The organism is Bizionia hallyeonensis (genome assembly GCF_042657385.1).
Classification (GTDB): domain Bacteria; phylum Bacteroidota; class Bacteroidia; order Flavobacteriales; family Flavobacteriaceae; genus Algorimicrobium; species Algorimicrobium hallyeonense.
This window is the reverse complement of sequence record NZ_JBHSLA010000006.1, coordinates 58,895-82,989: the sequence shown is the minus strand read 5'-3', so window position 1 is coordinate 82,989 and position 24,095 is coordinate 58,895. Positions and strand designations below refer to the sequence as shown.

27 protein-coding genes are annotated in these 24,095 nt (G+C 35.9%); 25 read left to right on the top strand and 2 right to left on the bottom strand.

Going from position 1 to position 24,095, the window contains the following annotated elements; all coding sequences use genetic code 11:
* Positions 1 to 69 precede the first annotated feature (69 nt).
* The 5 genes from ACFPH8_RS13490 to ACFPH8_RS13470 all read left to right on the top strand — a co-directional run bounded on the left by ACFPH8_RS13490 (position 70) and on the right by ACFPH8_RS13470 (position 4,332).
* On the top strand, positions 70 to 597 hold the full coding sequence (locus tag ACFPH8_RS13490; RefSeq protein WP_339632208.1) for a DUF6252 domain-containing protein: 528 nt from the start codon (positions 70 to 72) through the stop codon (positions 595 to 597).
* A gap of 245 nt (positions 598 to 842) precedes the next feature.
* Positions 843 to 1,115, top strand: a complete 273-nt coding sequence (locus ACFPH8_RS13485; protein WP_248395425.1) for a hypothetical protein — start codon at positions 843 to 845, stop codon at positions 1,113 to 1,115.
* An 8-nt stretch (positions 1,116 to 1,123) separates the two neighbouring features.
* Positions 1,124 to 2,953, top strand: a complete 1,830-nt coding sequence (locus ACFPH8_RS13480; RefSeq protein WP_376861712.1) for a sensor histidine kinase — start codon at positions 1,124 to 1,126, stop codon at positions 2,951 to 2,953.
* A 56-nt stretch (positions 2,954 to 3,009) separates the two neighbouring features.
* Positions 3,010 to 3,660: a response regulator gene (locus tag ACFPH8_RS13475; protein WP_376861710.1), complete on the top strand. Its 651-nt coding sequence runs from the start codon at positions 3,010 to 3,012 to the stop codon at positions 3,658 to 3,660.
* Positions 3,661 to 3,717: 57 nt separating this feature from the next.
* Positions 3,718 to 4,332 carry a DUF4230 domain-containing protein gene (locus ACFPH8_RS13470; RefSeq protein ID WP_376861708.1) on the top strand — a complete coding sequence of 205 codons (615 nt, stop codon included), beginning with the start codon at positions 3,718 to 3,720 and terminating at the stop codon, positions 4,330 to 4,332.
* Here ACFPH8_RS13470 and ACFPH8_RS13465 read toward each other — a convergent pair.
* The gene (locus ACFPH8_RS13465; protein ID WP_248395417.1) at positions 4,327 to 4,632 is read right to left on the bottom strand and encodes a rhodanese-like domain-containing protein; all 306 of its coding nucleotides are present in this window, start codon (positions 4,630 to 4,632) and stop codon (positions 4,327 to 4,329) included. The two genes, ACFPH8_RS13470 and ACFPH8_RS13465, sit on opposite strands and share 6 nt — an antisense overlap.
* A 73-nt stretch (positions 4,633 to 4,705) precedes the next feature.
* On the opposite strand from ACFPH8_RS13465, the gene ACFPH8_RS13460 reads away from it, so the two are divergent.
* The 19 genes from ACFPH8_RS13460 to ACFPH8_RS13370 all read left to right on the top strand — a co-directional run bounded on the left by ACFPH8_RS13460 (position 4,706) and on the right by ACFPH8_RS13370 (position 23,195).
* Positions 4,706 to 5,275: a TetR/AcrR family transcriptional regulator gene (locus ACFPH8_RS13460; protein WP_376861706.1), complete on the top strand. Its 570-nt coding sequence runs from the start codon at positions 4,706 to 4,708 to the stop codon at positions 5,273 to 5,275.
* Positions 5,276 to 5,342: 67 nt separating this feature from the next.
* Positions 5,343 to 6,416: a 1,2-phenylacetyl-CoA epoxidase subunit PaaE gene (paaE, locus tag ACFPH8_RS13455; RefSeq protein ID WP_376861704.1), complete on the top strand. Its 1,074-nt coding sequence runs from the start codon at positions 5,343 to 5,345 to the stop codon at positions 6,414 to 6,416.
* Positions 6,417 to 6,499: 83 nt separating this feature from the next.
* Positions 6,500 to 7,456 carry a 1,2-phenylacetyl-CoA epoxidase subunit PaaA gene (paaA, locus tag ACFPH8_RS13450; protein ID WP_248395410.1) on the top strand — a complete coding sequence of 319 codons (957 nt, stop codon included), beginning with the start codon at positions 6,500 to 6,502 and terminating at the stop codon, positions 7,454 to 7,456.
* Between the two features lie 58 nt (positions 7,457 to 7,514).
* Positions 7,515 to 7,805 (top strand): 1,2-phenylacetyl-CoA epoxidase subunit PaaB, encoded by a 291-nt coding sequence (paaB, locus tag ACFPH8_RS13445; protein ID WP_248395408.1) that lies wholly within the window; start codon positions 7,515 to 7,517, stop codon positions 7,803 to 7,805.
* 172 nt (positions 7,806 to 7,977) lie between these two features.
* Complete coding sequence (paaC, locus tag ACFPH8_RS13440) at positions 7,978 to 8,730, top strand: 1,2-phenylacetyl-CoA epoxidase subunit PaaC (protein ID WP_376861701.1); 753 nt, start codon at positions 7,978 to 7,980, stop codon at positions 8,728 to 8,730.
* A gap of 81 nt (positions 8,731 to 8,811) precedes the next feature.
* Positions 8,812 to 9,312, top strand: coding sequence for a 1,2-phenylacetyl-CoA epoxidase subunit PaaD (gene paaD / locus ACFPH8_RS13435; RefSeq protein WP_248395404.1), 501 nt, complete (start codon positions 8,812 to 8,814; stop codon positions 9,310 to 9,312).
* Positions 9,313 to 9,362: 50 nt separating this feature from the next.
* Positions 9,363 to 10,145: an enoyl-CoA hydratase-related protein gene (locus ACFPH8_RS13430; protein WP_376861698.1), complete on the top strand. Its 783-nt coding sequence runs from the start codon at positions 9,363 to 9,365 to the stop codon at positions 10,143 to 10,145.
* Between the two features lie 56 nt (positions 10,146 to 10,201).
* Positions 10,202 to 10,564: a four helix bundle protein gene (locus ACFPH8_RS13425; protein WP_376861696.1), complete on the top strand. Its 363-nt coding sequence runs from the start codon at positions 10,202 to 10,204 to the stop codon at positions 10,562 to 10,564.
* A gap of 84 nt (positions 10,565 to 10,648) precedes the next feature.
* Positions 10,649 to 11,869 carry a 3-hydroxyacyl-CoA dehydrogenase NAD-binding domain-containing protein gene (locus ACFPH8_RS13420; RefSeq protein ID WP_376861694.1) on the top strand — a complete coding sequence of 407 codons (1,221 nt, stop codon included), beginning with the start codon at positions 10,649 to 10,651 and terminating at the stop codon, positions 11,867 to 11,869.
* 168 nt (positions 11,870 to 12,037) lie between these two features.
* Positions 12,038 to 12,406 carry a four helix bundle protein gene (locus ACFPH8_RS13415; RefSeq protein WP_376861692.1) on the top strand — a complete coding sequence of 123 codons (369 nt, stop codon included), beginning with the start codon at positions 12,038 to 12,040 and terminating at the stop codon, positions 12,404 to 12,406.
* A gap of 55 nt (positions 12,407 to 12,461) precedes the next feature.
* A complete protein-coding gene (locus ACFPH8_RS13410; protein WP_248395396.1) occupies positions 12,462 to 12,869 on the top strand; it encodes a PaaI family thioesterase in 408 nt (135 codons plus the stop codon).
* Between the two features lie 38 nt (positions 12,870 to 12,907).
* Positions 12,908 to 13,768 carry a KPN_02809 family neutral zinc metallopeptidase gene (ypfJ, locus tag ACFPH8_RS13405; RefSeq protein ID WP_376861690.1) on the top strand — a complete coding sequence of 287 codons (861 nt, stop codon included), beginning with the start codon at positions 12,908 to 12,910 and terminating at the stop codon, positions 13,766 to 13,768.
* A 13-nt stretch (positions 13,769 to 13,781) separates the two neighbouring features.
* Positions 13,782 to 14,996 carry a 3-oxoadipyl-CoA thiolase gene (locus ACFPH8_RS13400; protein ID WP_376861688.1) on the top strand — a complete coding sequence of 405 codons (1,215 nt, stop codon included), beginning with the start codon at positions 13,782 to 13,784 and terminating at the stop codon, positions 14,994 to 14,996.
* A gap of 201 nt (positions 14,997 to 15,197) precedes the next feature.
* Complete coding sequence (paaZ, locus tag ACFPH8_RS13395; protein ID WP_376861686.1) at positions 15,198 to 17,699, top strand: phenylacetic acid degradation bifunctional protein PaaZ; 2,502 nt, start codon at positions 15,198 to 15,200, stop codon at positions 17,697 to 17,699.
* Between the two features lie 95 nt (positions 17,700 to 17,794).
* Positions 17,795 to 18,547, top strand: a complete 753-nt coding sequence (locus ACFPH8_RS13390) for an enoyl-CoA hydratase/isomerase family protein (RefSeq protein ID WP_376861684.1) — start codon at positions 17,795 to 17,797, stop codon at positions 18,545 to 18,547.
* 81 nt (positions 18,548 to 18,628) lie between these two features.
* Positions 18,629 to 19,225: an acyltransferase gene (locus tag ACFPH8_RS13385; protein ID WP_376861682.1), complete on the top strand. Its 597-nt coding sequence runs from the start codon at positions 18,629 to 18,631 to the stop codon at positions 19,223 to 19,225.
* Between the two features lie 150 nt (positions 19,226 to 19,375).
* Entirely contained in the window at positions 19,376 to 20,647 is a 1,272-nt protein-coding gene (locus ACFPH8_RS13380; RefSeq protein WP_376861680.1) for a dihydrolipoamide acetyltransferase family protein, read from the top strand.
* A gap of 151 nt (positions 20,648 to 20,798) precedes the next feature.
* On the top strand, positions 20,799 to 22,883 hold the full coding sequence (locus ACFPH8_RS13375; protein ID WP_376861678.1) for an alpha-ketoacid dehydrogenase subunit alpha/beta: 2,085 nt from the start codon (positions 20,799 to 20,801) through the stop codon (positions 22,881 to 22,883).
* A gap of 60 nt (positions 22,884 to 22,943) precedes the next feature.
* Positions 22,944 to 23,195, top strand: coding sequence for a hypothetical protein (locus ACFPH8_RS13370; RefSeq protein WP_248395380.1), 252 nt, complete (start codon positions 22,944 to 22,946; stop codon positions 23,193 to 23,195).
* A gap of 127 nt (positions 23,196 to 23,322) precedes the next feature.
* On the opposite strand, the gene ACFPH8_RS13365 is transcribed toward ACFPH8_RS13370, so the two are convergent.
* Positions 23,323 to 23,514: a cold-shock protein gene (locus tag ACFPH8_RS13365; RefSeq protein ID WP_007646460.1), complete on the bottom strand. Its 192-nt coding sequence runs from the start codon at positions 23,512 to 23,514 to the stop codon at positions 23,323 to 23,325.
* Between the two features lie 182 nt (positions 23,515 to 23,696).
* Here ACFPH8_RS13365 and ACFPH8_RS13360 point away from each other — a divergent pair, with 182 nt between their 5' ends.
* The gene (locus tag ACFPH8_RS13360; RefSeq protein WP_248395378.1) at positions 23,697 to 24,068 is read left to right on the top strand and encodes a hypothetical protein; all 372 of its coding nucleotides are present in this window, start codon (positions 23,697 to 23,699) and stop codon (positions 24,066 to 24,068) included.
* Positions 24,069 to 24,095: the final 27 nt, after the last annotated feature.

The window sequence follows — 24,095 nt, the reverse complement described above, 5'->3', positions numbered from 1 at the left end:
TCATCGTATTGACTTCAACCCGCTATTGTTGCAATTTTGGACTATTATTAACAATAAACAAATTCAACAATGAGAACTTTAAAACAATTTACCGTATTTGTGATGATGGCATCACTTGTTTCAATTACAGCTTGTAAAAGCGATGATGATGGAGGTGATCCAGTAGCATCAGGCGGAGCTTCTGGTGTTATAACGGCTAAAATAGATGGAAATTCATTTCAGTCGTTGGAAATTACATCAACAGCTTCACAAGTTACAGCAGGTCCAAATACAACCGTAACTTTGCAGGGGAATTCTTCAACCCAAGGATTTAGTATAATTATTAATGCGTTTGATGGTGTTGGAACTTATGAAATAACCGATAGCAATGTTTTTATCGTGGCATCTTACATAGAGCCTAATGTTTCAAATCCGTCAGCAACGCAAACATGGAATGCGCCTTATCAAGATTCTGGCGTTGTGGGTGAAATAAAAGTTTCTGAAGATTCAGATACCAATATTAAAGGAACGTTCAGTTTCCAGTGTAAAAACGCAAATGACGATTCGGTGAAAAACATCACGGAAGGAACGTTTAATTTGACAAAGCAAATTTTCTAAAAACGACATTTAAATCTTAACTAACAATATCTTGTTGTTGAGATGTGTTGATTGAGCGTAATGATAGTCTGTTATTACGCTTAATCTTTTTTAAAAAGCAGTTGGTCGAAAAAATAATTGTTGTCACATATTTAATTGTAGTTTTAAAATGCTATTAATTATTATATAATAAAACATCAATATTGCGAACGGTCAAAAGCTTTTCCTAATTGGTGTTTTTTTTGTGTCTAATTTCTAGTGAAACAATGATTTTACTTCTTCTATTATATAGTCTTATTTTTATTTTAATGGTTCGTACAATAAAAGTGCTCTTGGATACCAGATCGTTCATAAAAACAGCGGCTAAACAGTATATAGATCTTGAAAAGCAATTTGCTTTAGGCGTTAAAACGTATAAGGAAATGGAATTAAAAACCAACTATCTTGAAACGTTTAACAAAAACTTGTTTAAAAAATTATTTGAAATAACGCAAGAGTTACTTTTGTTAAAAAAAGCTATATTAGAAGAACGATATTAATTAGTTATATGAAGAAAATTCTACTCGTACCAATAGCATTGCTTTTAGGTTTCTATAGTTTTTCACAAACACAGGTTCGCTATCTAGATAGTTTGGGTCAAACGCTTCATTCGCTTTCAGAAGCTAATCAGTTGCAGGCAATTAATAAGATTCCTTATGATAAATTTGTGGGTGATGTTAGAACATCTGAAAATTTATTTTTTAAAGGTGTGGATTTAGCAATAAAGTTGGAGGATAGTACAACTTTAGGAGATATTTATTTAAAGTTGGGACAGATTTATGCGTACAAGGAAAATTTTGAAAAGCGAACCGAATACGTTCTGAAATCAATAAAAATTTATGAGTCGCTTGGCAAACATGTAAAAGCAGGAATTGCTTATGGGCAACTTGGTTATAACTTAAAATACAGTGATATGGAAAATGCCTTACGCTACATGCGAAAAGGTATTAAGTTATTGGAACAAGAGAAAAACACAACAGAAATAGATCCGCTTTATGATAATTACGGTATAGTTCTTACCATTAATAAAAAACGTGATAGCGCTTTATTTTACACTAAAAAGTCCTTAAATCTCAAGAAGAAATTAAAGGATAGTGTGGGACTTGGTTATGGCTATGCTAATGTTGCCACTGTTTATGCTGACGACAATAAACTGGAACTAGCCAAAATTTATATTGATAGCTCAAGCGCTGTAAGAACTAAAATAAAGGACAGTTATGGCATTGCCGTAAATTATACCCATTTAGCCGATGTGCTACTTAAGCAAAACTTATTTTCAGATGCTATAAAAAATTATCAAATAAGTGCGTCTTTAGCTAAAAAGGGGAAATATAAAGGGTTGGAAAGGTATTGTTATGAATCTATTTCCAATGCTTATGTGCAAATGAATGATTATAAACAAGCATATTTATTTGGCAAAAAATTTCAAACATTAAAAGATAGCGTTCTCAATATTGAAACAAGCAATAAAGTAGAGCAATTAAAAATAGAGTTTGAAACCGAAAAGAAAGAAAATGAAATCTTGCTTCAACGTGCTGATTTAGCGGAAAAAGAACGCGATATTAGTGAGAAAAATAGTTTTATTTTAGGCTTGGCTGGTTTGGCTGCGGTAATTTCATTATTGGGTTTTTTAGTTTATAATCAGCAAAAACTGAAAAACAAACAGCTTAAAAAAGAAGGCGAACTCAAAGAAGCCTTGGTTAAAATTGAAACACAAAATCACTTGCAAGAACAGCGCTTACGCATAAGTCGCGACTTGCATGATAACATTGGTGCGCAACTCACGTTTATAATTTCCTCTTTAGATAATTTAAAATATGGGTTTAAACTTCCAGATAATTTAAATGTTAAATTAGAAACCATTAGTCAATTTACAACATCCACTATTTACGAGCTGCGCGATACGATTTGGGCTATGAATAAAAGTGAAATTTCCATTGAAGATTTACAATCTAGAATTTCAAATTTTATTGAAAAAGCGAATACCTCTTCAGATGCAATTAACTTCAATTTCCAAGTAAATAAGGAGGTCAATTCTAATAAATTATTCACCTCTGTTCAGGGCATGAATATTTACAGAATAATCCAAGAAGCTGTAAATAATGCCTTAAAATACGCCAATGCAACGGTTATTGACGTTCAAATTTTTTCTAAAAATGATGACTTCGAATTAATCATTACGGATAACGGAACGGGGTTTAATATAAAGGATGTAACCGATGGAAACGGCCTGCAAAATATTAAGAAACGTGCACATGATTTAAACGCAAAGTTGGATATTATAAGCTCTGAAAATCAAGGAACAAAGATTCATGTTTATAAATTTGAAAATACGTAATTCATCGTATAGTCTGTAGTTTATAAAATGTCTATTTTTAATAAAAACCAACCAACATGAATATTAAAATAGCGATTGTAGATGATAACTCATTTCTAATTAATGCGGTCAAGGAAAAATTATCATTTTTTGACGATTTAGATGTAAAATTTACAGCATGTCATGGATCTGATTTATTGCTTAAATTAAGTGAAAATCACAATCTAGATTTAATTTTATTGGATATTGAAATGCCTATTTTAAATGGCATAGAATCTACAGAAATTGTCAAGCAAAAATTTCCTCATATAAAAATTATCATGCTTACCGTTTTTGATAATGATGAAAATATTTTCAACGCTATTAAAGCGGGTGCAGATGGTTATTTGCTAAAAGAAATTAATGCCAAAGATTTATACAATGGGATTCAGGAAACCATGAATGGCGGCGCAGCCATGAACCCTTCCATTGCCATGAAAACGCTCAAATTATTACGGAACCCCATGGATATTGAAAGTAAAAAAGATCAAGAAGTAATTAAATTAACACAGCGTGAGGTTGAGGTGTTAGAGCAGTTAAGTAAAGGCTTGAGTTATAATTTAATTGCTGAAAACTTATTCCTTTCTGCAGGAACGGTTAGAAAACACATCGAGAATATTTACAAGAAATTACAGGTTCATAACAAATTAGAAGCTGTTAGTAAGGCTAAAAAGAATAATCTGATTTAGAGCTATTCATTTTAATCGGAATAAATATTTGCAAATTGATTTTTTGTACATTCGTGTATGAGAAAAATTCTATTTGGTGCTGTTATTACGCTAGTCGTGCTTTTTGCATTTAAGTATTGTGGCGATAAAAAAGAAAATCAAGCGACACTTAAAGAAAGCTCTGCGCTTATTCAAGAGCAAATTAAAAATGTGGGGAAGTTAATTGTTACCGAAGGACATTTTAGTCAGGTACTGAATTATACCAATTCCAAAGAGTTGTTTGGTAGTTATTTCACGTCTAATAAAAAGGCCTTGGTTGTTGTAAATGCGGATGTTTTTATATCGTATGATTTGAGTAAAATTGAATATAAAATTGATGAATCCTCTAAAACATTAACCATCTTAAGTATTCCTAAAGAGGAAATTAAAATAAGTCCCGATTTGGAATATTATGATATAGAGGCCGATTTTTTCAATCCGTTCGAGGCAAGAGATTATAACAACATTAAAGAGTTGGTAAAAAAATCCTTGTTAAAAAAGTTAGAGAAATCTGATATGAAAGCTAATGCACAAAATAGATTAATAAGTGAGTTAGCAAAATTTTATATTCTAACCAATTCATTAGGCTGGACATTGGAATATAATAATGTGGAAATTATAAATCAAGATGCTTTAAACACCTTAAAATTATAATCTGCTTTGTAATCTTACCCAACCACCACCATTGGTTGCATCAATATTCTGAAGGTTTAAGTATTTAGCTGCTTTCGCTGATCGAACACCACTTTCACAACAAACAACAATAGGTTTTTTTAATTGTTTTACTTCTGCTATTCTATTGCGTAATTCATCTAATGGAATATGTACTGCTTGTTCAATATGACCACGATCCCATTCATGTTTATTCCTAACATCTAATATCGTTGCGCCATTATCTAAATACATCTGAACTTGGCGTTTTTTAGCACCAAATATAAAATCAAAAACTCCCATAGTCTATCTTTTTATTTACATTTACACATAAAAGGTAGGAAATTTTTATTGTTAAATCAAATGCAAACGCAATTTGAAGTCAGAAACCAGGAAAGAAGAAATTATAAAAACAGCAGCCAAACTATTTAAAGAAAAAGGCTACAGTGCTGTGACCATGAGAGATATTGCAACCGCTATGGGGATGAAAGCGGCTAGTTTGTACAATCATATTAGTTCCAAACAAGAACTACTAAAAGTGATAATTATTTCGCTGGCGGAAGCGTTTACCAATGGTATGCAAGACATAAAAACATCAGATATTTCAACCATTCAGAAAGTTCAGGCTGTCGTAAAACTTCATGTGGATATTACAGCACAAAATACTTATGGTATGGCTTCTTTAAATAACGACTGGATGCATTTAGAAGAAAAAAGAGACTATTACTTATCATTGAGAAATGGTTATGAAGCTGATTTTAGAAGTATTTTATTAGAAGGCATTAAACAGAATGAAATTATAAATTCCAATGTGGAAGTTATGTTGTTTTCTATACTCTCCACACTGCGTTCACTCTACCTTTGGATTCCTAAAAAGGAAGATGTTTCCCCAGAAACACTTGCAGTAAGTTTAAGTCAGGTCTTAATCAATGGAATTAACAAATAGTTAGTAATTTATTTTGTAAATTTGTATCCCAAACTAACAGTTGTTAGTTTATGATATGAATTTTAATATGGCAGATTTTTACAAATTAAAAGTTGCAGATATATATAAAGAAACAAAAGATACGGTTGTTGTTTCTTTTGATATTCCGGATGATTTAAAAACCAAATTCCAATTTAAACAAGGGCAACATCTTACGTTGCGCAAGGAAATAAATGGCGAAGACATACGCCGGAACTACTCACTTTGCTCAAGTCCATTAGACAATGAGTGGAAGGTAGCAGTAAAAACCATTAGAGGCGGTGTTTTTTCTAATTACGCTTTTAATACGCTAAAAAAAGGTGACGAACTTCAAGTTATGGCACCTCATGGCGAGTTTTTTGTGGATTGTGAACCAGAAAGTTCTAAAAATTACATTGCTTTTGCTGCAGGAAGTGGTATAACGCCTATGTTGTCCATTATTAAAACACATTTACTGTCGGAACCTAACAGCACATTCAAATTGTTTTATTTGAATAGAACCGTTAAATCCATTATCTTTAAAGAAGAAATTGAACAACTTAAAAATGAATTTTTTGGTCGTTTTCAGGTGTTTTATTTCTTAACAAAAGAACAACGGGATATTCCATTTTTAAATGGTCGTTTTGATAAAGAAAAATTAGCGATTTTAACCAATCGGTTTATTGATGTTCCCGATACCAATCATGCATTTATTTGCGGACCTCAAGATATGATTTTCCTTATTCGCGATGAGTTGCAAGCGGCTGGAATGCCGAAAGAGAATATTCACTTTGAATTATTTTTCTCTGGAAGTTCCGAAGAAGAAAACAGACAAATTGCAGAAGTTCTAGATGAAAAAGTTGATGGTACTCAAGTTACGATTATCGATGGTGGAAAAGAATTTCATTTTGTTATGGATGATGATTTCGATAATATTTTAGATGGTGCATTAGCCGCTGGCGCTGATTTGCCCTTTGCTTGCAAAGGAGGCGTTTGTAGCACCTGTAAATGTCAGGTTGTAGAAGGTTCCGTAAAAATGAAAGTCAATTACGCACTTGAAGAAAAAGAAGTGGCACAAAACTTTGTGTTAAGTTGCCAAGCAGTTCCAACTACGGATAAAGTGGTAGTTGATTTTGATGTTTAAAAAAATAATACGATTAGCGATTGCATGAGTGGAATTATAAATTTCAACAATTAGATTTCGCAAATCAAAAATCTCAAATAATTATGAGCGAAGAACAAATCAAAAATTTAGAAAAACAATTTGAAGCACGGATTGCACGTGATGAAAAAATTGAGCCTAAAGATTGGATGCCAGAAAAGTATAGACAAACGCATATTAGGCAAATGTCTCAACACGCGCATTCTGAAATTGTGGGTATGTTGCCGGAAGGAAACTGGATTACTAGAGCACCTTCATTACGCAGAAAAGTAGCTCTTTTAGCCAAAGTTCAAGATGAAGCTGGTCACGGATTGTATTTGTATTCCGCTTGTGAAACTTTAGGCGTTTCACGCGATGAATTATATGAGCAATTACACTCCGGAAAGGCCAAATATTCATCCATATTTAATTACCCAACCATTACATGGGCAGATATGGGAGCCATTGGTTGGTTGGTAGATGGAGCAGCTATAATTAACCAAGTGCCTTTATGTAATACGTCTTTCGGGCCCTATGCGCGTGCTATGGTTCGTGTTTGTAAAGAAGAAAGTTTTCATCAGCGTCAAGGTTATGAAATCATGATTAAACTGGCAAATGGAACACCAGAACAAAAAGAAATGGCACAAGATGCTCTAAATCGTTGGTGGTGGCCAAGTTTAATGATGTTAGGTCCAACAGATGCTGAATCCATTCATACCGAACAATCCATGAAATGGAAATTAAAACGAAAATCTAATGACGATTTGCGTCAGCAGTTTATAGATCAAACCGTTCCTCAAGCGGATTTAATTGGGCTAACCATTCCAGATCCCGATTTAAAATGGAATGAAGAAAAAGGAGTTTACGATTTTGGCGAAATTGATTGGGATGAATTTTGGCAAGTTGTTAAAGGGCATGGCCCAATGAACAAGGAGCGCATGAAAGCACGAGTAGGAGCCTGGGAAAAAGGCGAATGGGTTCGTGATGCCGCTATGGTTTACGCAGAAAAACAACAGGAACGTAAAGAAAAACAAGCAATTTAATAATTTATGATTGAGGAATTCTTATTTCAGAATCAACAATCAACAAGCAACAATAATTATGTCTGATAAAAAAAACTGGCCACTTTGGGAAGTCTTTGTAAGAAGTAAAAACGGATTAGAACATCGTCATTTTGGAAGTTTGCACGCTGCAGATGCTGAAATGGCATTAGAAAATGCACGCGATGTCTACACAAGACGCAATGAAGGTGTGAGTATTTGGGTTGTAGAATCCAAAAATATCACAGCATCCAATCCAGAGCATAATGGTGAAATGTTTGAGCCCGCTCAAGATAAAGTCTATCGTCATCCAACTTTTTATGAATTACCAGATGAGGTGAAATACATGTAACATTCCTGTGAATCCCGATAGCTGTCGGGAAGGAGTCTAGATGCCATTTCGAAGCAAAATTCATTTTTTAAATGATTATTTAATTCGGATTATCGTAACAAGAATCAAAAAACATTAACTGAAGTTACTTGGATTCAATTTCGATTTCAACTTCGATTTCAATTTCAATTTAATGAAACAAAACCTATACAAATACATCCTAGGCATAGCCGATAACTCCTTAATTCTTGGTCAAAGAATGGGAGCCTTAACAGGTCATGGTCCTAGTTTGGAAACCGACATTGCTTGTACTAATATTTCTTTGGATTTATTCGGGCAAGTACGTAGTTATTACCAATATGCAGCAAAAATAGCTGGTGATAAACGGACGGAAGATGATATTGCTATGCTGCGTCAAGAACGTGAATACCTAAATGTGCTTTTGGTAGAACAACCAGATACGGATTTCGCTTACACCATGGCACGGCAATTTTTGTTTGATGTATATCACTTTTTGTTTTTGGCAGAATTACAGAAAAGTACCGATTTAACCTTGTCAGCAATTGCCAATAAATCAATTAAAGAAGTGAGTTATCATCAACGTTTTTCATCCGATTGGATTAAACGTCTTGGTGATGGAACCGAAGAAAGCCATAAGCGTATGCAAACGGCCATCAATGATTTATGGACGTACACAGACGAGCTGTTTCATCAAACAGAAGCTGATAAAGCCATGGTTAAAGAAGGAATTGGCGTAGACGTAACCAAATTAAAAGAAGCATATTACAAAAATGTATCCGATATTTTAGAAGAATCTACGCTAGAGGTTCCGGAATCTAAATATTTTCAAAAAGGTGGAAAACAGGGTATTCACACGGAACATATGGGCTACATTTTAGCGGAATTACAATATATGCAACGTGCGTATCCTAATATGGAGTGGTAACAAATTCCTTGGAAAAAGGAATCTCATTAAATAAACAGAATGTCATTCAGAGCAAAGCGAAGAATCTCATTTTATTAAAATATGACAACAACAGAACAAAATATAGATGAAAAACTAGTTCCGATTCTTGAAAAAGTCTCCGATCCAGAAATACCTGTATTATCAATTATGGATATGGGCGTCGTTCGCATGGCAATCATAGAAAATAATATGGTTAAAGTTCAAATTACACCAACCTATAGTGGTTGCCCTGCTATGGACGTTATTGGAGACGATATTAAAACGGCCTTAAAAATTGCGGGATACGAATCTGAAATAGAGTTAATTTTAGCGCCAGCTTGGACAACCGATTGGATTACACCAAGAGGTAGGAAAGCATTGGAAGACTACGGTATTGCTGCGCCATTAAGTGAGGAAGCAGATAAAGATGTCTTGCTACATGGGAAACGTTTAGTAACATGTCCACAATGTGGATCCATAAATACTCGAATGGTTAGTCAGTTTGGTTCAACAGCTTGTAAAGCACAATTCCAGTGTGACGATTGTCAAGAACCGTTTGATTACTTCAAGTGTCTCAAATAGATGCCATTGTAAGGACGAAGGTCGTGGCAATCTCATTAAAAGAAAAAAACATGAACAAAAGCATACAACTTAAAATAGAAAATAAAATAGCGTACATCACGCTAAACAGACCAGAAGTGTTTAATAGTTTTAATCGCGAAATGGCGCTTCAACTTCAAGAGACATTAGATGCTTGTGAAAAAAATAATGATGTTCGCGCTATGGTTTTAACCGGAAACGGAAAAGCTTTTTGTGCAGGACAGGACTTAAAAGAAGTTACAAACCCCGAGCTAAATCCTGGATTTAAAAAAATTCTGGAAGAACATTATAATCCCATTATTCTAAAAATAAGAAACATCGAGAAACCAATTATAGGAGCTATCAATGGTGTTGCTGCAGGAGCGGGCGCTAATATTGCATTAGCTTGTGATGTGGTTGTTGCTCACGAAAAAGTGAGTTTTATTCAAGCATTTAGTTTAATAGGTTTAATTCCAGATAGTGCTGGAACCTTCTTTTTACCGCGACTTATCGGATTTCAAAAAGCATCGGCTTTAGCTATGTTGGGCGATAAAGTTTCTGCTGAAGAAGCTGAACGTTTAGGAATGATTTATAAAGTATTGCCATTAGAAACGTTTGAAGAAGACGTTGATAAGCTAGCTTTAAAAATGGCAAATATGCCGACCAAAGCCTTAGGGTTAATTAAGAAGAGTTTAAACCAATCCTTAACAAATAATTTAGAAGAACAATTAGCTTTAGAGTCTAAATATCAAATAGAAGCAGCTAGCACGGACGATTATGCTGAAGGTGTTTCGGCATTTGTGGAAAAGCGAAAACCGGTTTTTAACGGTAAATAATTAAAGATTAACGATTGAGGATTAACGATTGCTGATTTCAGAACAAAAAATAAACTATGAAACCAATTCAACTAGAAGATCGATTAATCCAATTTGCAATTGATATAATTTTAGTTAGTAAAACAATTGATAAATCTTTTGCTTCTGAACATTTAGCAAAACAGTTAATTAGATCAGCTACATCGGCAGCTTTAAATTATGGTGAAGCGAGAAGTGGCGAATCGACACGTGATTTTCTTCATAAAATGAAAATATGTTTAAAAGAGTTACGTGAATCCCATATCAATTTAAAAATTCAAAAGGGAGCAAACCTTATTTTAGATTTAGATGCATTAGAAGAATTATTAAAGGAAAATAATGAGTTAATTTCAATTTTTGTAGTTAGTGTTAAAACAGCTTCAATTAAACTCAAAGAATAAATGATTGTTTATAATGAATAAGACATTTCAGAAATAGTAGTGACACGTCAAAAATCGTTAATCCACAATCTCCAATGTAAAAATATGAGTGAAAATCAAAAATCAAAAATCGTTAATCCACAATCTCCAATCAAATTTGTAGGCGTAATAGGAAGCGGAACAATGGGAAGCGGTATCGCACAAGTAGCTGCAACTGCGGGTTGCACCGTTAAATTATACGATACCAATCAAGCAGTTTTAGATAAAGCCAAATTAGCTCTAGAAAAAATACTATCCCGTTTAATTGAAAAAGGACGAATAGATTCCGAAGAAAAAAACAGAATCCAATCCAATATTTCTTACGTTAATAATCTAAAAGATTTAGCAGATTCCAATCTAACCATTGAAGCAATTATTGAAAACATCGACATTAAGAAAAAAGTGTTTTCAGAATTAGAAAGCTATGTGTCTAATGATTGTATTATTGCATCTAACACCTCTAGTTTATCCATTGCATCCATTGCATCCGCATTAATAAACCCAAAGCGTTGTGTTGGAATTCATTTTTTTAACCCAGCACCTTTAATGAAATTGGTTGAGGTTATTCCTGCCATTCAAACATCCTATGAAACGTTAGAAAAATCTATAGATACCATTTCCAGTTGGAATAAAACCGCAGCCGTTGCTAAAGACACACCAGGATTTATTGTTAACCGTGTAGCACGACCATTTTATGGTGAAGCATTACGGATTTACGAAGAAGGGATTGCAAATTTTGCAACCATCGATTCTGCCATGAAAGATATAGGAGGTTTCCGAATGGGACCATTTGAACTTATGGATTTTATAGGAAATGATGTTAATTATACCGTAACGGAAACTGTGTTTACGGCCTTTTATTTCGATCCAAGGTATAAGCCATCATTCACTCAAAAACGATTTGCAGAAGCTGGATATTTAGGAAGAAAATCAGGTATTGGTTATTATGAATATGATAAAAGCGGAAAAATAATCGAGAGTGAGGATGTCACGTTGAGCGCAGTCGAAACGTCTCTTAAACAACAAATATTCAACAGAATCCTTGTTATGCTGATTAACGAAGCGGCCGATGCCTTGTTTTTAAATATTGCATCAGCAAAAGATATAGACAACGCGATGACTAAAGGCGTTAATTATCCAAAAGGGTTATTGGCTTGGGCAGATGAAAAAGGAATAAATTGGTGTGTGGATCAAATGGATGCATTATACAATGAGTATCATGAAGATCGTTATCGCTGCAGTCCGCTATTGCGTAAAATGAACCTTCAGGGTTTGAGGTTTTTGTAAATTAAGTTTGAGGAGAAATTAGAGGTGAGAGGTGAGGCTTTGAGAAAAGAAAATAAGAATTAATTATAGAGGCATTAGGCGAGATGAGAGATGAGAGATGATAGATGATAGATGAGAGATGAGAGATGAGACTTTGAGAAAGGAATATATTGAAGTTATTATAATAAAATGAAAAGTAATTATTATTTTAAATTTGAGGATTTACATGTTTACCAAAAAGCCATAGTGTTTGGGGAATTAGTAAATAAACAAATTGAAATGTTTCCGAAACATGAAGTTTATAAATTATCTTCTCAATTTATTAGAGCTGCGGATTCAATAGCTTTTAATATAGCTGAAGGTTCTGGTAGTACGGATGCTAATTTTAATAGATATCTAAAGATGGCTTGGGATAGTTCTCACGAATGTGTAGCAGCATCTACTAAAGCAAGATTGCGAGATTATATAACTTTTGAGGAGGATGAAGAAAACAGAAAAATGGTTACCGAAATTTCAAAAATGATATCAGCTTTAAGGAGACATTTAAATAATAAATAATGGTTTTAAAATATAATTTGTTTACTCACCACTCATCTCTCACCACAATTGTACTATGATTAAAGGCCACCTCATACCTAAAAAGATGTTATCCCAAGATGCCTATAGCCAATGGTTAGGTATCGAAATTCTAGAATGTGAAATTGGACGTTGTAAAGTGGGTATGACTATTAGAAAAGATATGCTCAACAGTATGAATAAAGCGCATGGTGGAATCAGTTATTCTTTAGCGGATACTGCTTTTGGTTTTTCAGCAAACACGCATGGAAAATATGCCGTGTCAATTGAAACGAGTATTAATCATATTGAAGCTTTAAACGAAGGAGATTATATTGTGGCAGAATCCGTTATAGAGAGTGTTAAAAACAAACTAGGCTTTAATATAATTGAGGTCAAACGAGGTGAAGAATTGGTCGCGCTTTTTAAAGGTGTAGTATATCGCACCAATAAAAATTGGGAGTAAAAATAATAAACAGAAAATAACACTAAAACTAAAACCATATGAAATGGAAAGGTAGAAGACAAAGCGGAAATGTTGAAGATCGAAGAGGTATGGGTTCCAAAGGGAAACTAGTAGCTGGCGGTGGTATTGTAGCCGTTGTTGTAATTCTTTTACAACTTTTTGGAGGAGAAACCGGACAGCAAATTGCACCTATTTTAGAGCAAATTAATCAAGGTGGTTCAACACAACAAGTGGAACAAAGAGCATTAACTGCTCAAGAAAAAGAAGTCGGAAGTTTTGTTGCAACCGTTTTAGCAGATACGGAAGATGTTTGGAGTCAGATTTTCAGAGAAAATAATCTTGGCAATTATCAAGAACCTACCATGGTATTATTTACAGACGCAGTAACGAGCGGTTGTGGAAATGCCAGTTCAGCATCTGGACCTTTTTATTGTCCAGCGGATCAAAAATTATATATGGATCTCGTGTTTTTTGATGAGCTAAAAACACGTTTTGGAGCCAAAGGTGGCGACTTTGCTATAGCTTACGTTACCGCTCATGAAATTGGACACCATATTCAAACTATAATCGGAACCTCAAAAAAGGTAAGACAGTTACAACAACAAACAAATAAAACGGAAGCCAATAAATTATCCGTTGCCCAAGAATTACAAGCCGATTTTTATGCCGGCGTTTGGGCGCATCACAATAAAAAATATTTAGAAGAAGGCGATATCGAAGAAGCGTTAAGCGCAGCCAATGCGGTTGGAGATGATGCTATTCAACGAAGAGTCCGAGGCGATGTTACACCAGATTCCTTTACACATGGAACTTCAGAACAACGCATGTTCTGGTTTATGAAAGGATTTAAAACAGGCGACATCAAACAAGGCGATACCTTTTCCGTAATTTTAAATTAGAAAGAAAATCAACATGAAACAAGCATATATAATAGACGGCATCAGAACGCCAATTGGAAGTTATCAAGGAACATTATCAGCCGTCCGAACAGACGATTTAGCCGCAATAGTTATTGCAGAGCTCGTAAAACGAAATCCAAACATTCCCAAAGAAGCCTATGACGATGTTATTCTTGGCTGTGCCAATCAAGCCGGTGAAGATAATCGTAATGTTGCTAGAATGGCCTCACTTTTAGCGGGTCTTCCCGTTACAGTTCCCGGCGAAACAGTTAACAGATTATGTAGCTCCGGATTATCAGCAATTATTCATGCCAATAGAGCGATTAAAGCAAGCGATGGCGATTTATTTATTTCGGGAGGTGTTGAAAACATGACGCGTGGACCCTACGTTATTGCAAAACCATCAAAAGGATTTGGAACCGATGCCAAAATGTACGATTCTAGTTTTGGCTGGCGTTTCATTAATCCTAAAATGCAAAAAATGTTTGGCACCGATGGTATGGGACAAACGGCTGAAAATCTCGTGGAAAAATATAATATTTCGCGCGAAGACCAAGATAAGTTTGCTTATTGGAGTCAAATGAAAGCCGCAAAAGCGCAAGAAAACGGCCGACTAGCAAAAGAAATTGTTACGGTTGAAATTCCACAACGTAAAAAAGACCCGGTTCAATTTTCAAAGGATGAATTTGTAAAACCAAATACATCATTAGAAATTTTAGGTAAATTACGAGGTGCTTTCAAAACTGAAGGTGGAAGCGTTACTGCAGGAAATTCATCGGGTTTAAATGATGGAGCAGCAGCCACTATTATTGCGTCTGAAGATGCGGTTAAAAAATACAATTTAAAACCATTAGCACGCATCGTGAGTTCGGCGGTGGTGGGAGTCGAACCAAGAATTATGGGCATCGGACCCGTTGAGGCCTCCAAGAAAGCATTAAAAAAGTCCGGTTTAACCATGGCAGATATGGATGTTATAGAACTCAATGAGGCTTTTGCAGCACAAGCCTTGGCATGTACACGCGCTTGGGGATTAGCAGATAACGATCCACGATTAAATCCAAATGGTGGTGCCATCGCCATCGGTCATCCACTGGGTGTTACAGGAACAAGAACCACGTATTCTGCGGCTTTAGAGCTCAAGGAAACAGGTAAAAAGTATGCTTTAGTAACCATGTGCATTGGCGTTGGTCAGGGATATGCAGCGGTTATTGAGAATGCGAATTTATAGTTTTCGGGCGTTCCCACAAGGGTCGGGCTTTCGGCAGTCGCGCTTTTCAAGGCGCTCCAACAAAGCCTCAATCCCTAACGCGGACGCAGGTAGATAAAAAAAAAATAACGTCACTTGATGTGATTCCTATGCAATGGGAATTATAGCAATAAGACATAAATCAGTTTCCCATTTTAAAGGGAACGATAAATAAAATTATCGATGAAAAAAACACAAAATTACGTCACAGGACAATGGATAGAAGGTAAAGGCGACGGTGTCCCTATGTTTGATGCTATTACCGGAGAAGTGGTGGCATTATCAGACACACAAGGATTAGATTTTGGCGAAATTCTTCAATATGGACGAACCAAAGGTGGCGAGAAACTTCGAAAAATGACCTTTCAAGAGCGTGGTAATATGCTTAAAAGTTTGGCATTATATCTTACAAAGCGTAAAAATCAATTTTACGAGTTAAGTTACCGAACTGGTGCAACTAAAATTGATAGCTGGATTGATATTGAAGGTGGCTTTGGAAACTTATTCGCCAATGCCTCGTTGCGGAAATTATTTCCAAATCAATCCTATCACGTAGAAGGCGATCCAATCGATTTATCACGAGGTGGTCGTTTTATGGCACATCATATTATGGTGCCAAAACGCGGTGTGGCTGTTCATATTAATGCTTTTAACTTTCCAGTTTGGGGTATGTTAGAAAAATGTGCAACCAACTGGATGGCTGGAGTTCCAGCCGTCGTGAAACCGGCAACAAACACGTCTTTTTTAACGGAGGCTGTGGTGCGGGAAATTATTGCATCTAACATATTGCCGGAAGGTGCGCTTCAACTTATTTCGGGATCAGCACGAACTATTTTAGATACGGTCGAGTCGCAAGATGTGGTTACCTTTACAGGATCGGCAACAACGGGAAGACTTTTAAAATCTCATAAACGTATTTTAGAGGAATCGGTACCCTTCAACATGGAAGCCGATTCATTAAATGCATCCGTTTTAGGAGAAGATGCCGTACCAGGCACACCTGAATTTGACTTATTCATCAAAGAAGTCCGCAATGAAATGACCGTAAAATGTGGTCAAAAATGTACCGCTATCCGTCGTATCATCGTTCCGCAAAATTTAGTAGAAGATGTTCAAATGGCGCTAGGAAAAGCACTTGATAAAATTACTATTGGCGATCCGCGATTAAAAGAAGTTAGAATGGGAGCTTTGGTTAGTAAAGATCAAGTCCAGGAAGTGAGAGATCGCGTTCAAGAATTGGCTAAAACAGCTAGTATTGTGTATGGCGATTTAGATAAAATAGAAACGATTGGAGCCGACGCTAAAAAAGGCGCATTTTTAGCACCTATATTACTTCGTGAGGATAATCCATTTACCAATTTAGCCGTTCATGAAACAGAAGCTTTTGGTCCGGTTAGTACCATTATGCCCTATAAAAATTTAGATGAAGCTATTACGCTTGCCCAACTGGGTAAAGGTTCATTAGTGTCGTCTATAGCGACTTATGATAATAAGATTGCAAAAGATTATGTTGTAAACGCGGCCAGTCATCATGGGCGTATTTTAGTTATGAATCGCGATATGGCAAAAGAAAGTACAGGTCATGGTTCGCCATTACCAAATTTGGTCCATGGCGGTCCAGGTCGCGCTGGAGGAGGCGAAGAAATGGGCGGTATGCGCGGTATTAAACATTACTTGCAACGTACGGCTATCCAAGGGTCACCCACAACCTTAACAGAAATTACGGGAATCTATCAGCAGAATGCCGAGTATAAAGAAGCCGATCAGCACCCGTTTAAATACCATTGGGAAGACATTCAACCAGGTATGTCGCTTAAAACGCACAAACGTACGTTTACAGATACCGATATCATCAACTTTGCAAACCTAACATGGGATCATTTCTATGCGCATACAGATATCACATCATTGGACGGAAGTATTTTTGAAAAACGTACGGCTCACGGGTATTTAATTATTGCGGCTGCAGCGGGACTATTTGTTTACCCAAATAAAGGGCCTGTAGCAGCCAATTATGGTTTAGAAGAATGCCGTTTCCTGCGTCCATTATATCATAATGATACCATTTATGCCCGATTAACCTGTCAACAAAAAGTAGATCGAGATGTCGCTTCAGCAGAACATCCTTCGGGAATCGTTAAATGGTATGTGGAGGTCTTTGATGCCTTAACCGATGAAAAAGTGGCTTTTGCAACTGTTTTAACCATGGTTCAGAAAAAGCAAGAAACCTTTATTGAGATGACTTCAGAAAAAATTGATGCCTGTCTTAATAAACTATCTGCGGATACGAAACCTAAATGGGGTGTTATGACACCACAACACATGTTAGAGCATTTAGAGTTTACCTATAAAATTGCAGCAGGAGAAATTCAAGATTTTGATATTGCAACGCCAGAAAAAATTCTAGAAAAGGTACATGCTAGTCTTTATAATTATGAGAAGTTTCCTAAAGGAACAAATTTCCCCCTTTTGGAAAAAGATATATTAGAGCCTTTAAAATATCCAGATTTGGCGAAGGCTATTGAGAAATTTAAAGAGCAACGTGAAAAATATCTCGAATTTTTTAAAGAAAATCCTGATGCAAAATTGAAAAATTTGGTCTTTGGAGAATTGAATAGATACGAGTCCTATCTTTTAGAAAGAAAGCATTTGAATCATCACTTTGAACAATTTGGACTAATATAAATTAAAATGAAAGCAGTCATTTAGAGCCAAGCGAAGAATCTCAACATGAGATCGCCACGTCCTTCGTCCTCGCAATGACAATAAAATAAAAAAACATGTCAAAACCATACGTAAAACAAAACATAGTAAACGAAGTAGTCTACATAGAGTTTTTTCATCCAGCACACAATTCCTTGCCAGGTAATGTTTTGGCAGAATTAGCCCAGACAATTACAGATGCAGGTAATAACAAGGATGTTAAGGTTATTGTATTAAAAAGTGGCGGCGATAGAACTTTTTGTGCTGGCGCCAGCTTTGAAGAGCTTATTAATATTGATGATGCAGCCACAGGAAAAGTTTTCTTTTCAGGATTTGCCAATGTTATAAACGCCATGCGTAAATGTCCAAAATTCATAATTGGTCGAATTCAAGGAAAAACAGTAGGAGGTGGTGTAGGATTAGCAGCGGCAACCGATTATTGTATGGCAACAAAATTTGCGGCTATTAAGTTGAGTGAATTAAATATTGGTATCGGGCCCTTTGTTGTAGGACCTGCAATAGAACGTAAAATAGGATTAAGCGCGATGTCGCAAATAGCTATTGATGCCAATTCGTTTTATCCAGCAGAATGGGCGGAACAAAAGGGCTTATTTACGCAAGTTTATGAAAGTACGGAAGCTTTAGACAATGCTGTAAAAGCAACAGCCGAACATTTGTGTACCTACAATCCAGAAGCCATGGTAGAAATGAAAAAAGTATTCTGGAGTGGTACCGATAATTGGGACGACCTTTTAGCAGAGCGCGCAGCAACCAGTGGGCGTTTAGTGCTTTCAGAATTTACTAAAGAAAAATTAAAAACATATAAATAAATTGTTATTCAGAGCAAAGCGATGAATCTCATGAAGAGATTGCCACGTCCTTTGTCCTCGTAATGACATAATAAAAAAAGTATGATTTATTCATTCAAAGGTTATACACCAGTGGTTCACGAATCCAGTTTCGTGCACCCACTAGCTGCCGTAACTGGAAATGTTATTATTGGAAAAAACTGTTACATTGGTCCTGGCGCTGCCATTCGTGGTGATTGGGGACAAATTATTTTGGAAGATGGCGTAAATGTTCAAGAAAACTGTACTGTTCATATGTTCCCGGGTAAATCCATCACCTTAAAAGAAAGTGCTCATGTGGGGCACGGTGCCATCATTCATGGTGCTAATTTGGGGCGTAATTGCTTAATAGGTATGAATGCTGTTATTATGGACGATGCCGAAATTGGAGATGAAAGTATCGTAGGAGCTATGGCATTCGTTAGAGCGGAAACTAAAATTCCAAACCGGAGTTTAGTGGTTGGAAATCCAGCAAAAGTGATTAAAGCCGTATCAGATGACATGATTGCTTGGAAAACTAAAGGCACTCAATTGTATCAACAATTACCTGCCGACTGTCATGAAAGTTTAGAGGAGGTAGAGGCACTTCGCGAAGTACCTGAAAACATGAAAATTCAAGAAGATGTGTATAAAACACTACGCGATTTTATGAAGAAATAATTGGGCGTTACCACAAGGGTCGCGCTTTCACTACTCGCTTCACGACAAAAAGGTCGCGAGAGCTCAAACAAACCGTTCAATCGCTAACGCTGGTTGAATAAATTAAAATTAGAACAAATAATGTCCAAGTTTGATTTAAAAATGCCCAAAATGGGCGAAAGTATAACAGAAGGAACCATCATCAACTGGTTAATAAACATTGGCGACACCTTTGAAGAAGGCGATATTATTCTAGAAGTCGCCACAGATAAAGTGGACAATGAGGTACCAGCACCTGCATCTGGAACTTTGGTAGAAACGCTGTTTCAAGCCAAAGATGTTGTTCCGGTAGGAGCGGTTATTGCCATTTTAGAGGTTTCAGAAGAACGAAATGTAAAACCAAAAGCCGATTCTGTCAGTCAGAGCGCTAGCCAAGACGCCCAAAAGCAGAAAAAAGATAATAAACCAAAACCAATTCCATCGGTTTCAGCTCCAGCAGCATTTTCAAATATAAACGCAAATACATTTTTTTCCCCTTTAGTTATTAAAATAGCTAAAGAACAACATATTAGTTTTGAGGAACTAGCCAGAATTCCTGCAACCGGTCATGAAGGCAGATTGCGCAAAAGTGATGTGTTTAATTATATAAAAGAAGGTCGTCCGTATCAATTTTCGCAAGCCGTAGCACAAGATCCTACGGCTTATAGAATTCCCCAATTGACCTTTGATAAAGGTAAAGGGAAAGTTGTAGAAATGGACAGAATGCGCCAAATGATAGCTGATCATATGGTGTATTCAAAGCATACAGCACCACACGTTACCGCTTATGTAGAAGCCGATATGACCAATATGGTTAACTGGCGAAATGCGAATAAAAAAGCCTTTCAGGAAAAATATGGGGAGCGTTTAACATTCACGCCTTTATTTGTGGAAGCGGTTGCTAAAGCTGTTAAGGATTATCCAAATATCAATGCTTCTGTAGATGGCAATAACATTATTGTTAAAGAAGATATCAATATCGGAATGGCAACGGCCTTGCCGAGTGGGAATTTAATTGTTCCTGTCGTAAAAAATGCGGATTCTAAAGATTTAAAAACGATTGCCGAAAACGTAAATGCGCTAGCTAATAAAGCGCGAGAAAATAAATTAAGTGGTGATGATATTAAAGGTAGTACGTTTACCATATCCAACGTTGGAACCTTTGGTAGCGTTATGGGAACCCCAATTATCAACCAACCTGAAGTTGCTATTTTAGCATTAGGAATTATTAAAAAACGCGCTGAAGTCATGGAAACAGAAAAAGGTGATGAAATTGCTATTCGTAGTATGATGTATTTATCATTGTCATTTGACCATCGTGTGGTGGATGGCTTTTTAGGCGGTAGTTTTGTGCGTCGTGTTGCCGATTATTTTGAGCAATTTGATGAGGATAGAAAAATCTAATAATTAAAAAGACCTTAAACGTTTTAAAAAATGTTGAGGTGTTTAGTAATATTTCGCGTTAGGGATTGAAGCGGCATCCTTTTTTGTTTTTCGCAAAAAAGATATAGCGAAAAGCCCGACCCTCTCGGGTAACGCCCAAAAAAAGTTAAATATGAGTATTTTAGACAAAGATATATTAAAAAAAGGATTCACAAATTTATGTACAGCCAAAGCCATGGCGGAATTGTATGAAGCAAATTTCAAGCAAGTATCCAAATATGTACATGCAACATCCCGAGGACATGAGGCCATTCAAACAGCAATCGGCATGCAATTATTGCCGCAAGATTATGCCTTTCCTTATTACCGGGATGATGCCATGTTATTATCTTTTGGTTTGAAACCTTATGATTTAATGTTGCAGCTTTTAGCTAAAAAAGATGATCCGTTTTCTGGAGGCCGAACCTATTATGCCCACCCGAGTTTAAAGGATGCGGATAAACCTAAAGTCCCACATCAATCTTCCGCAACTGGTATGCAAGCTATTCCAGCAACAGGTGCTGCAATGGGTATGAAATATATAGAGCAACAAGGGTTAACAAATGCTAATGTTCTTCAGAAGGCTAGTGAGGCATCTCAAAAAAATCCAATAACCGTTTGTTCATTAGGTGATGCATCTGTTACAGAAGGTGAAATTGCCGAAGCTTTCCAAATGGCAGGCTTAAAACAAATACCTATTTTGTTTTTAGTCCAAGATAATGGATGGGATATTTCTGCGAATGCGGCCGAAACAAGAGCGCAAAATGCGTTTGAATATGCCAAAGGATTTCACGGCTTAGAAGCCATTACTATTGATGGTGCTGATTTTACGGAAAGTTATGAAGCCTTGGAAACCGTTATTAAAACCATGCGAGCGGAGCGTCGACCATTTTTAGTGCATGCCAAAGTACCATTGTTAAATCACCACACGTCAGGTGTTAGAATGGAGTGGTATCGGGATGATTTGGAAGAAGCCAAATCGCGTGATCCGTATCCTGTTTTAAAACAACAAATGTTAGATGGTGGTTTTTCTGAAGCGGATATCCAAGCTATTGAGGATACTGTTAAAGCAACCGTACAATCCGATTTTGAAAAAGCGCTTCTGGCAGAAGAACCAAAACCTGAAGATTTGTTTACAAATGATTTTGCTCCAACACCCATTACTGAAGAAGTAGGAGAACGTTCACCAAAAGGTGCAGATAAAGTGGTCATGGTAGATTGTGCCTTGTTTGCCGTTGAGGAATTAATGAAAAAACATAAGGAATGCCTACTTTATGGTCAAGATGTTGGTGGTAGGTTAGGTGGAGTTTTTAGAGAAGCAGCAACGCTTGCTCAAAAATTTGGTGATGACCGCGTATTTAATACAGCCATTCAAGAAGCCTTTATTGTTGGCTCTACTGTAGGAATGAGCGCTGTTGGTTTAAAACCAATTGTAGAGGTTCAATTTGCCGATTATATTTGGCCAGGCTTAAACCAGTTATTTACTGAAGTTAGCAGGAGTTGCTATTTAAGTAACGGAAAATGGCCTGTAAGTATGATTTTACGCGTGCCCATTGGAGCTTATGGCAGTGGAGGCCCTTATCATTCATCTTCTGTTGAAAGTGTAATTACAAATATTCGTGGTATTAAAATAGCCTATCCAAGTAATGGCGCCGACTTAAAAGGTTTGATGAAGGCGGCTTATTATGATCCAAATCCAGTTGTAATTTTAGAACATAAAGGCTTGTATTGGTCTAAAGTACCAGGAACGCAAGGCGCAACATCGGTAGAGCCAAGTGAAGATTATGTGTTACCTTTTGGAAAAGCATGGGTATTACAAGAAATTTGGAAACAAGAAAATATAGAAACGCTAACCATTGTTACGTATGGAATGGGTGTTCATTGGGCAATGAATGCGTCAGAAGAATTAGGAATGAAAGATCAAATAGAAGTAATTGATCTACGAACCTTATTTCCTTTGGATGAAGAAACCATTATGAAATCGGTTAAGAAAACAGGGAAATGTTTAGTGGTTACGGAAGAACCTAGCAACAATAGTTTTGCTAGAGCCTTGTCTGGAAAAATTCAAGAAGAATGTTTCAAGTTTTTGGATGCACCAGTTATGACCATTGGCAGTGAAAATATGCCGGCAATTCCCTTAAATTCGGTTCTAGAAGAAACGATGATTCCGTCAACCAAAAAAGTTAAGGTCAAGATAAATGAGTTATTAAATTATTGATTCGAGTTAAATTATGGTGGCGTTCATTATTAGATTTGAATAACACTAAAATTTAATATTATGAAAAAAGTAATTTTTATGTCATTTATGGCATTAGCAATGGTCGTATCAATAACATCTTGTCGAGAAGATAAAACACAGAAAGAAGAGTTAATTGAAGAAATGCAAGATAAAGATGCAGACATTAAGGTAAAAGATCGCGCTAATGACACCAAAATCAAAATGGAAACCGAAGATAAAAAGGTTAAAATTAAAGAAGGTGATGACGGCGATACGAAAATAAAAATTAAGGAAGACGATACCGATTCTTAATAGGACGAAATAATACGAATAGAAAAATCCAATATTAATTTAATATTGGATTTTTTTGTAAATAGCTTGTAAATAAAAAGAGCCTATCGTTTGATAGGCTCTTTTGTAAAGTTTTAAAAGTATATAATTAGATAACTTTTACGTTAATCGCGTTTAATCCTTTTTTACCTTCTGTTAAATCGAATTCAACTTGGTCGCCTTCTCTTACTTCGTCGATTAAGCCAGAAATGTGCACGAAATGCTCTTTGTTGTTTCCTTCTTCTGTGATGAATCCAAATCCTTTAGAGTCATTAAAAAATTTTACTGTACCAGTACTCATAATAATAATTTATTTAATTAAGTGGCAAAGGTAGCTTAATAAATTGGTATCCAAAGCCTTTTTGCTGAATATTTTCAATTAATGCCTTTAGGTGCTTTTTAAGTTATACATGTGGTGGGTGAAATTTCAATTTATTGTATATAATATATTGATATATTTTGTATATTGAACCCTTATTAATCATGAAAAAAAAATTACTTATTATGAAAAAATACATTTCACTATTTAGTTTTATTGCATTGTTTTTTGTGGGGATGCAATTCTCTGCTGCTCAATCATCTGACAGGCAGCAAAGTGCTGAGGCTATTGCAAAACAGAAAACACACGATTTACACCAGTTAGTAACGTTAACAGGAGATCAACAAGGCGATGTTTTTAAGGTTTTAGTTGATGCGGAACAAAATATGGGAGAGCTTCGTAAGCGAGAAATATCTGATAAATTTAGACAGGAAGGTATGAAAACTCTTGATATGAGAGTAGAGGAAGGGCTAAAAAGAATTTTGACGCCAAGCCAATTTAAATTATACCAAAACTCTTTAGAAAGCAAAAAGTAAAAGCAATAACTATATTAAAAAAAAAGC

Bases quoted from the DNA above. Each gene is read 5' to 3' on its own strand.
- ACFPH8_RS13375 (WP_376861678.1), top strand. From the start codon at position 20,799: ATGAGTATTTTAGACAAAGATATATTAAAAAAAGGATTCACAAATTTA.
- paaB (WP_248395408.1), top strand. From the start codon at position 7,515: ATGTCTGATAAAAAAAACTGGCCACTTTGGGAAGTCTTTGTAAGAAGT.
- paaA (WP_248395410.1), top strand. From the start codon at position 6,500: ATGAGCGAAGAACAAATCAAAAATTTAGAAAAACAATTTGAAGCACGG.
- paaZ (WP_376861686.1), top strand. From the start codon at position 15,198: ATGAAAAAAACACAAAATTACGTCACAGGACAATGGATAGAAGGTAAA.
- ACFPH8_RS13490 (WP_339632208.1), top strand. From the start codon at position 70: ATGAGAACTTTAAAACAATTTACCGTATTTGTGATGATGGCATCACTT.
- ACFPH8_RS13475 (WP_376861710.1), top strand. From the start codon at position 3,010: ATGAATATTAAAATAGCGATTGTAGATGATAACTCATTTCTAATTAAT.
- ACFPH8_RS13465 (WP_248395417.1), bottom strand. From the start codon at position 4,632: ATGGGAGTTTTTGATTTTATATTTGGTGCTAAAAAACGCCAAGTTCAG.
- ACFPH8_RS13420 (WP_376861694.1), top strand. From the start codon at position 10,649: ATGAGTGAAAATCAAAAATCAAAAATCGTTAATCCACAATCTCCAATC.
- ACFPH8_RS13370 (WP_248395380.1), top strand. From the start codon at position 22,944: ATGAAAAAAGTAATTTTTATGTCATTTATGGCATTAGCAATGGTCGTA.
- paaC (WP_376861701.1), top strand. From the start codon at position 7,978: ATGAAACAAAACCTATACAAATACATCCTAGGCATAGCCGATAACTCC.
- ACFPH8_RS13470 (WP_376861708.1), top strand. From the start codon at position 3,718: ATGAGAAAAATTCTATTTGGTGCTGTTATTACGCTAGTCGTGCTTTTT.
- ACFPH8_RS13480 (WP_376861712.1), top strand. From the start codon at position 1,124: ATGAAGAAAATTCTACTCGTACCAATAGCATTGCTTTTAGGTTTCTAT.
- paaE (WP_376861704.1), top strand. From the start codon at position 5,343: ATGGCAGATTTTTACAAATTAAAAGTTGCAGATATATATAAAGAAACA.
- ACFPH8_RS13425 (WP_376861696.1), top strand. From the start codon at position 10,202: ATGAAACCAATTCAACTAGAAGATCGATTAATCCAATTTGCAATTGAT.
- ACFPH8_RS13360 (WP_248395378.1), top strand. From the start codon at position 23,697: ATGAAAAAAAAATTACTTATTATGAAAAAATACATTTCACTATTTAGT.
- ACFPH8_RS13365 (WP_007646460.1), bottom strand. From the start codon at position 23,514: ATGAGTACTGGTACAGTAAAATTTTTTAATGACTCTAAAGGATTTGGA.
- ACFPH8_RS13380 (WP_376861680.1), top strand. From the start codon at position 19,376: ATGGGCGAAAGTATAACAGAAGGAACCATCATCAACTGGTTAATAAAC.
- ypfJ (WP_376861690.1), top strand. From the start codon at position 12,908: ATGAAATGGAAAGGTAGAAGACAAAGCGGAAATGTTGAAGATCGAAGA.
- ACFPH8_RS13485 (WP_248395425.1), top strand. From the start codon at position 843: ATGATTTTACTTCTTCTATTATATAGTCTTATTTTTATTTTAATGGTT.
- ACFPH8_RS13400 (WP_376861688.1), top strand. From the start codon at position 13,782: ATGAAACAAGCATATATAATAGACGGCATCAGAACGCCAATTGGAAGT.
- ACFPH8_RS13385 (WP_376861682.1), top strand. From the start codon at position 18,629: ATGATTTATTCATTCAAAGGTTATACACCAGTGGTTCACGAATCCAGT.
- ACFPH8_RS13410 (WP_248395396.1), top strand. From the start codon at position 12,462: ATGATTAAAGGCCACCTCATACCTAAAAAGATGTTATCCCAAGATGCC.
- ACFPH8_RS13415 (WP_376861692.1), top strand. From the start codon at position 12,038: ATGAAAAGTAATTATTATTTTAAATTTGAGGATTTACATGTTTACCAA.
- ACFPH8_RS13390 (WP_376861684.1), top strand. From the start codon at position 17,795: ATGTCAAAACCATACGTAAAACAAAACATAGTAAACGAAGTAGTCTAC.
- ACFPH8_RS13430 (WP_376861698.1), top strand. From the start codon at position 9,363: ATGAACAAAAGCATACAACTTAAAATAGAAAATAAAATAGCGTACATC.
- paaD (WP_248395404.1), top strand. From the start codon at position 8,812: ATGACAACAACAGAACAAAATATAGATGAAAAACTAGTTCCGATTCTT.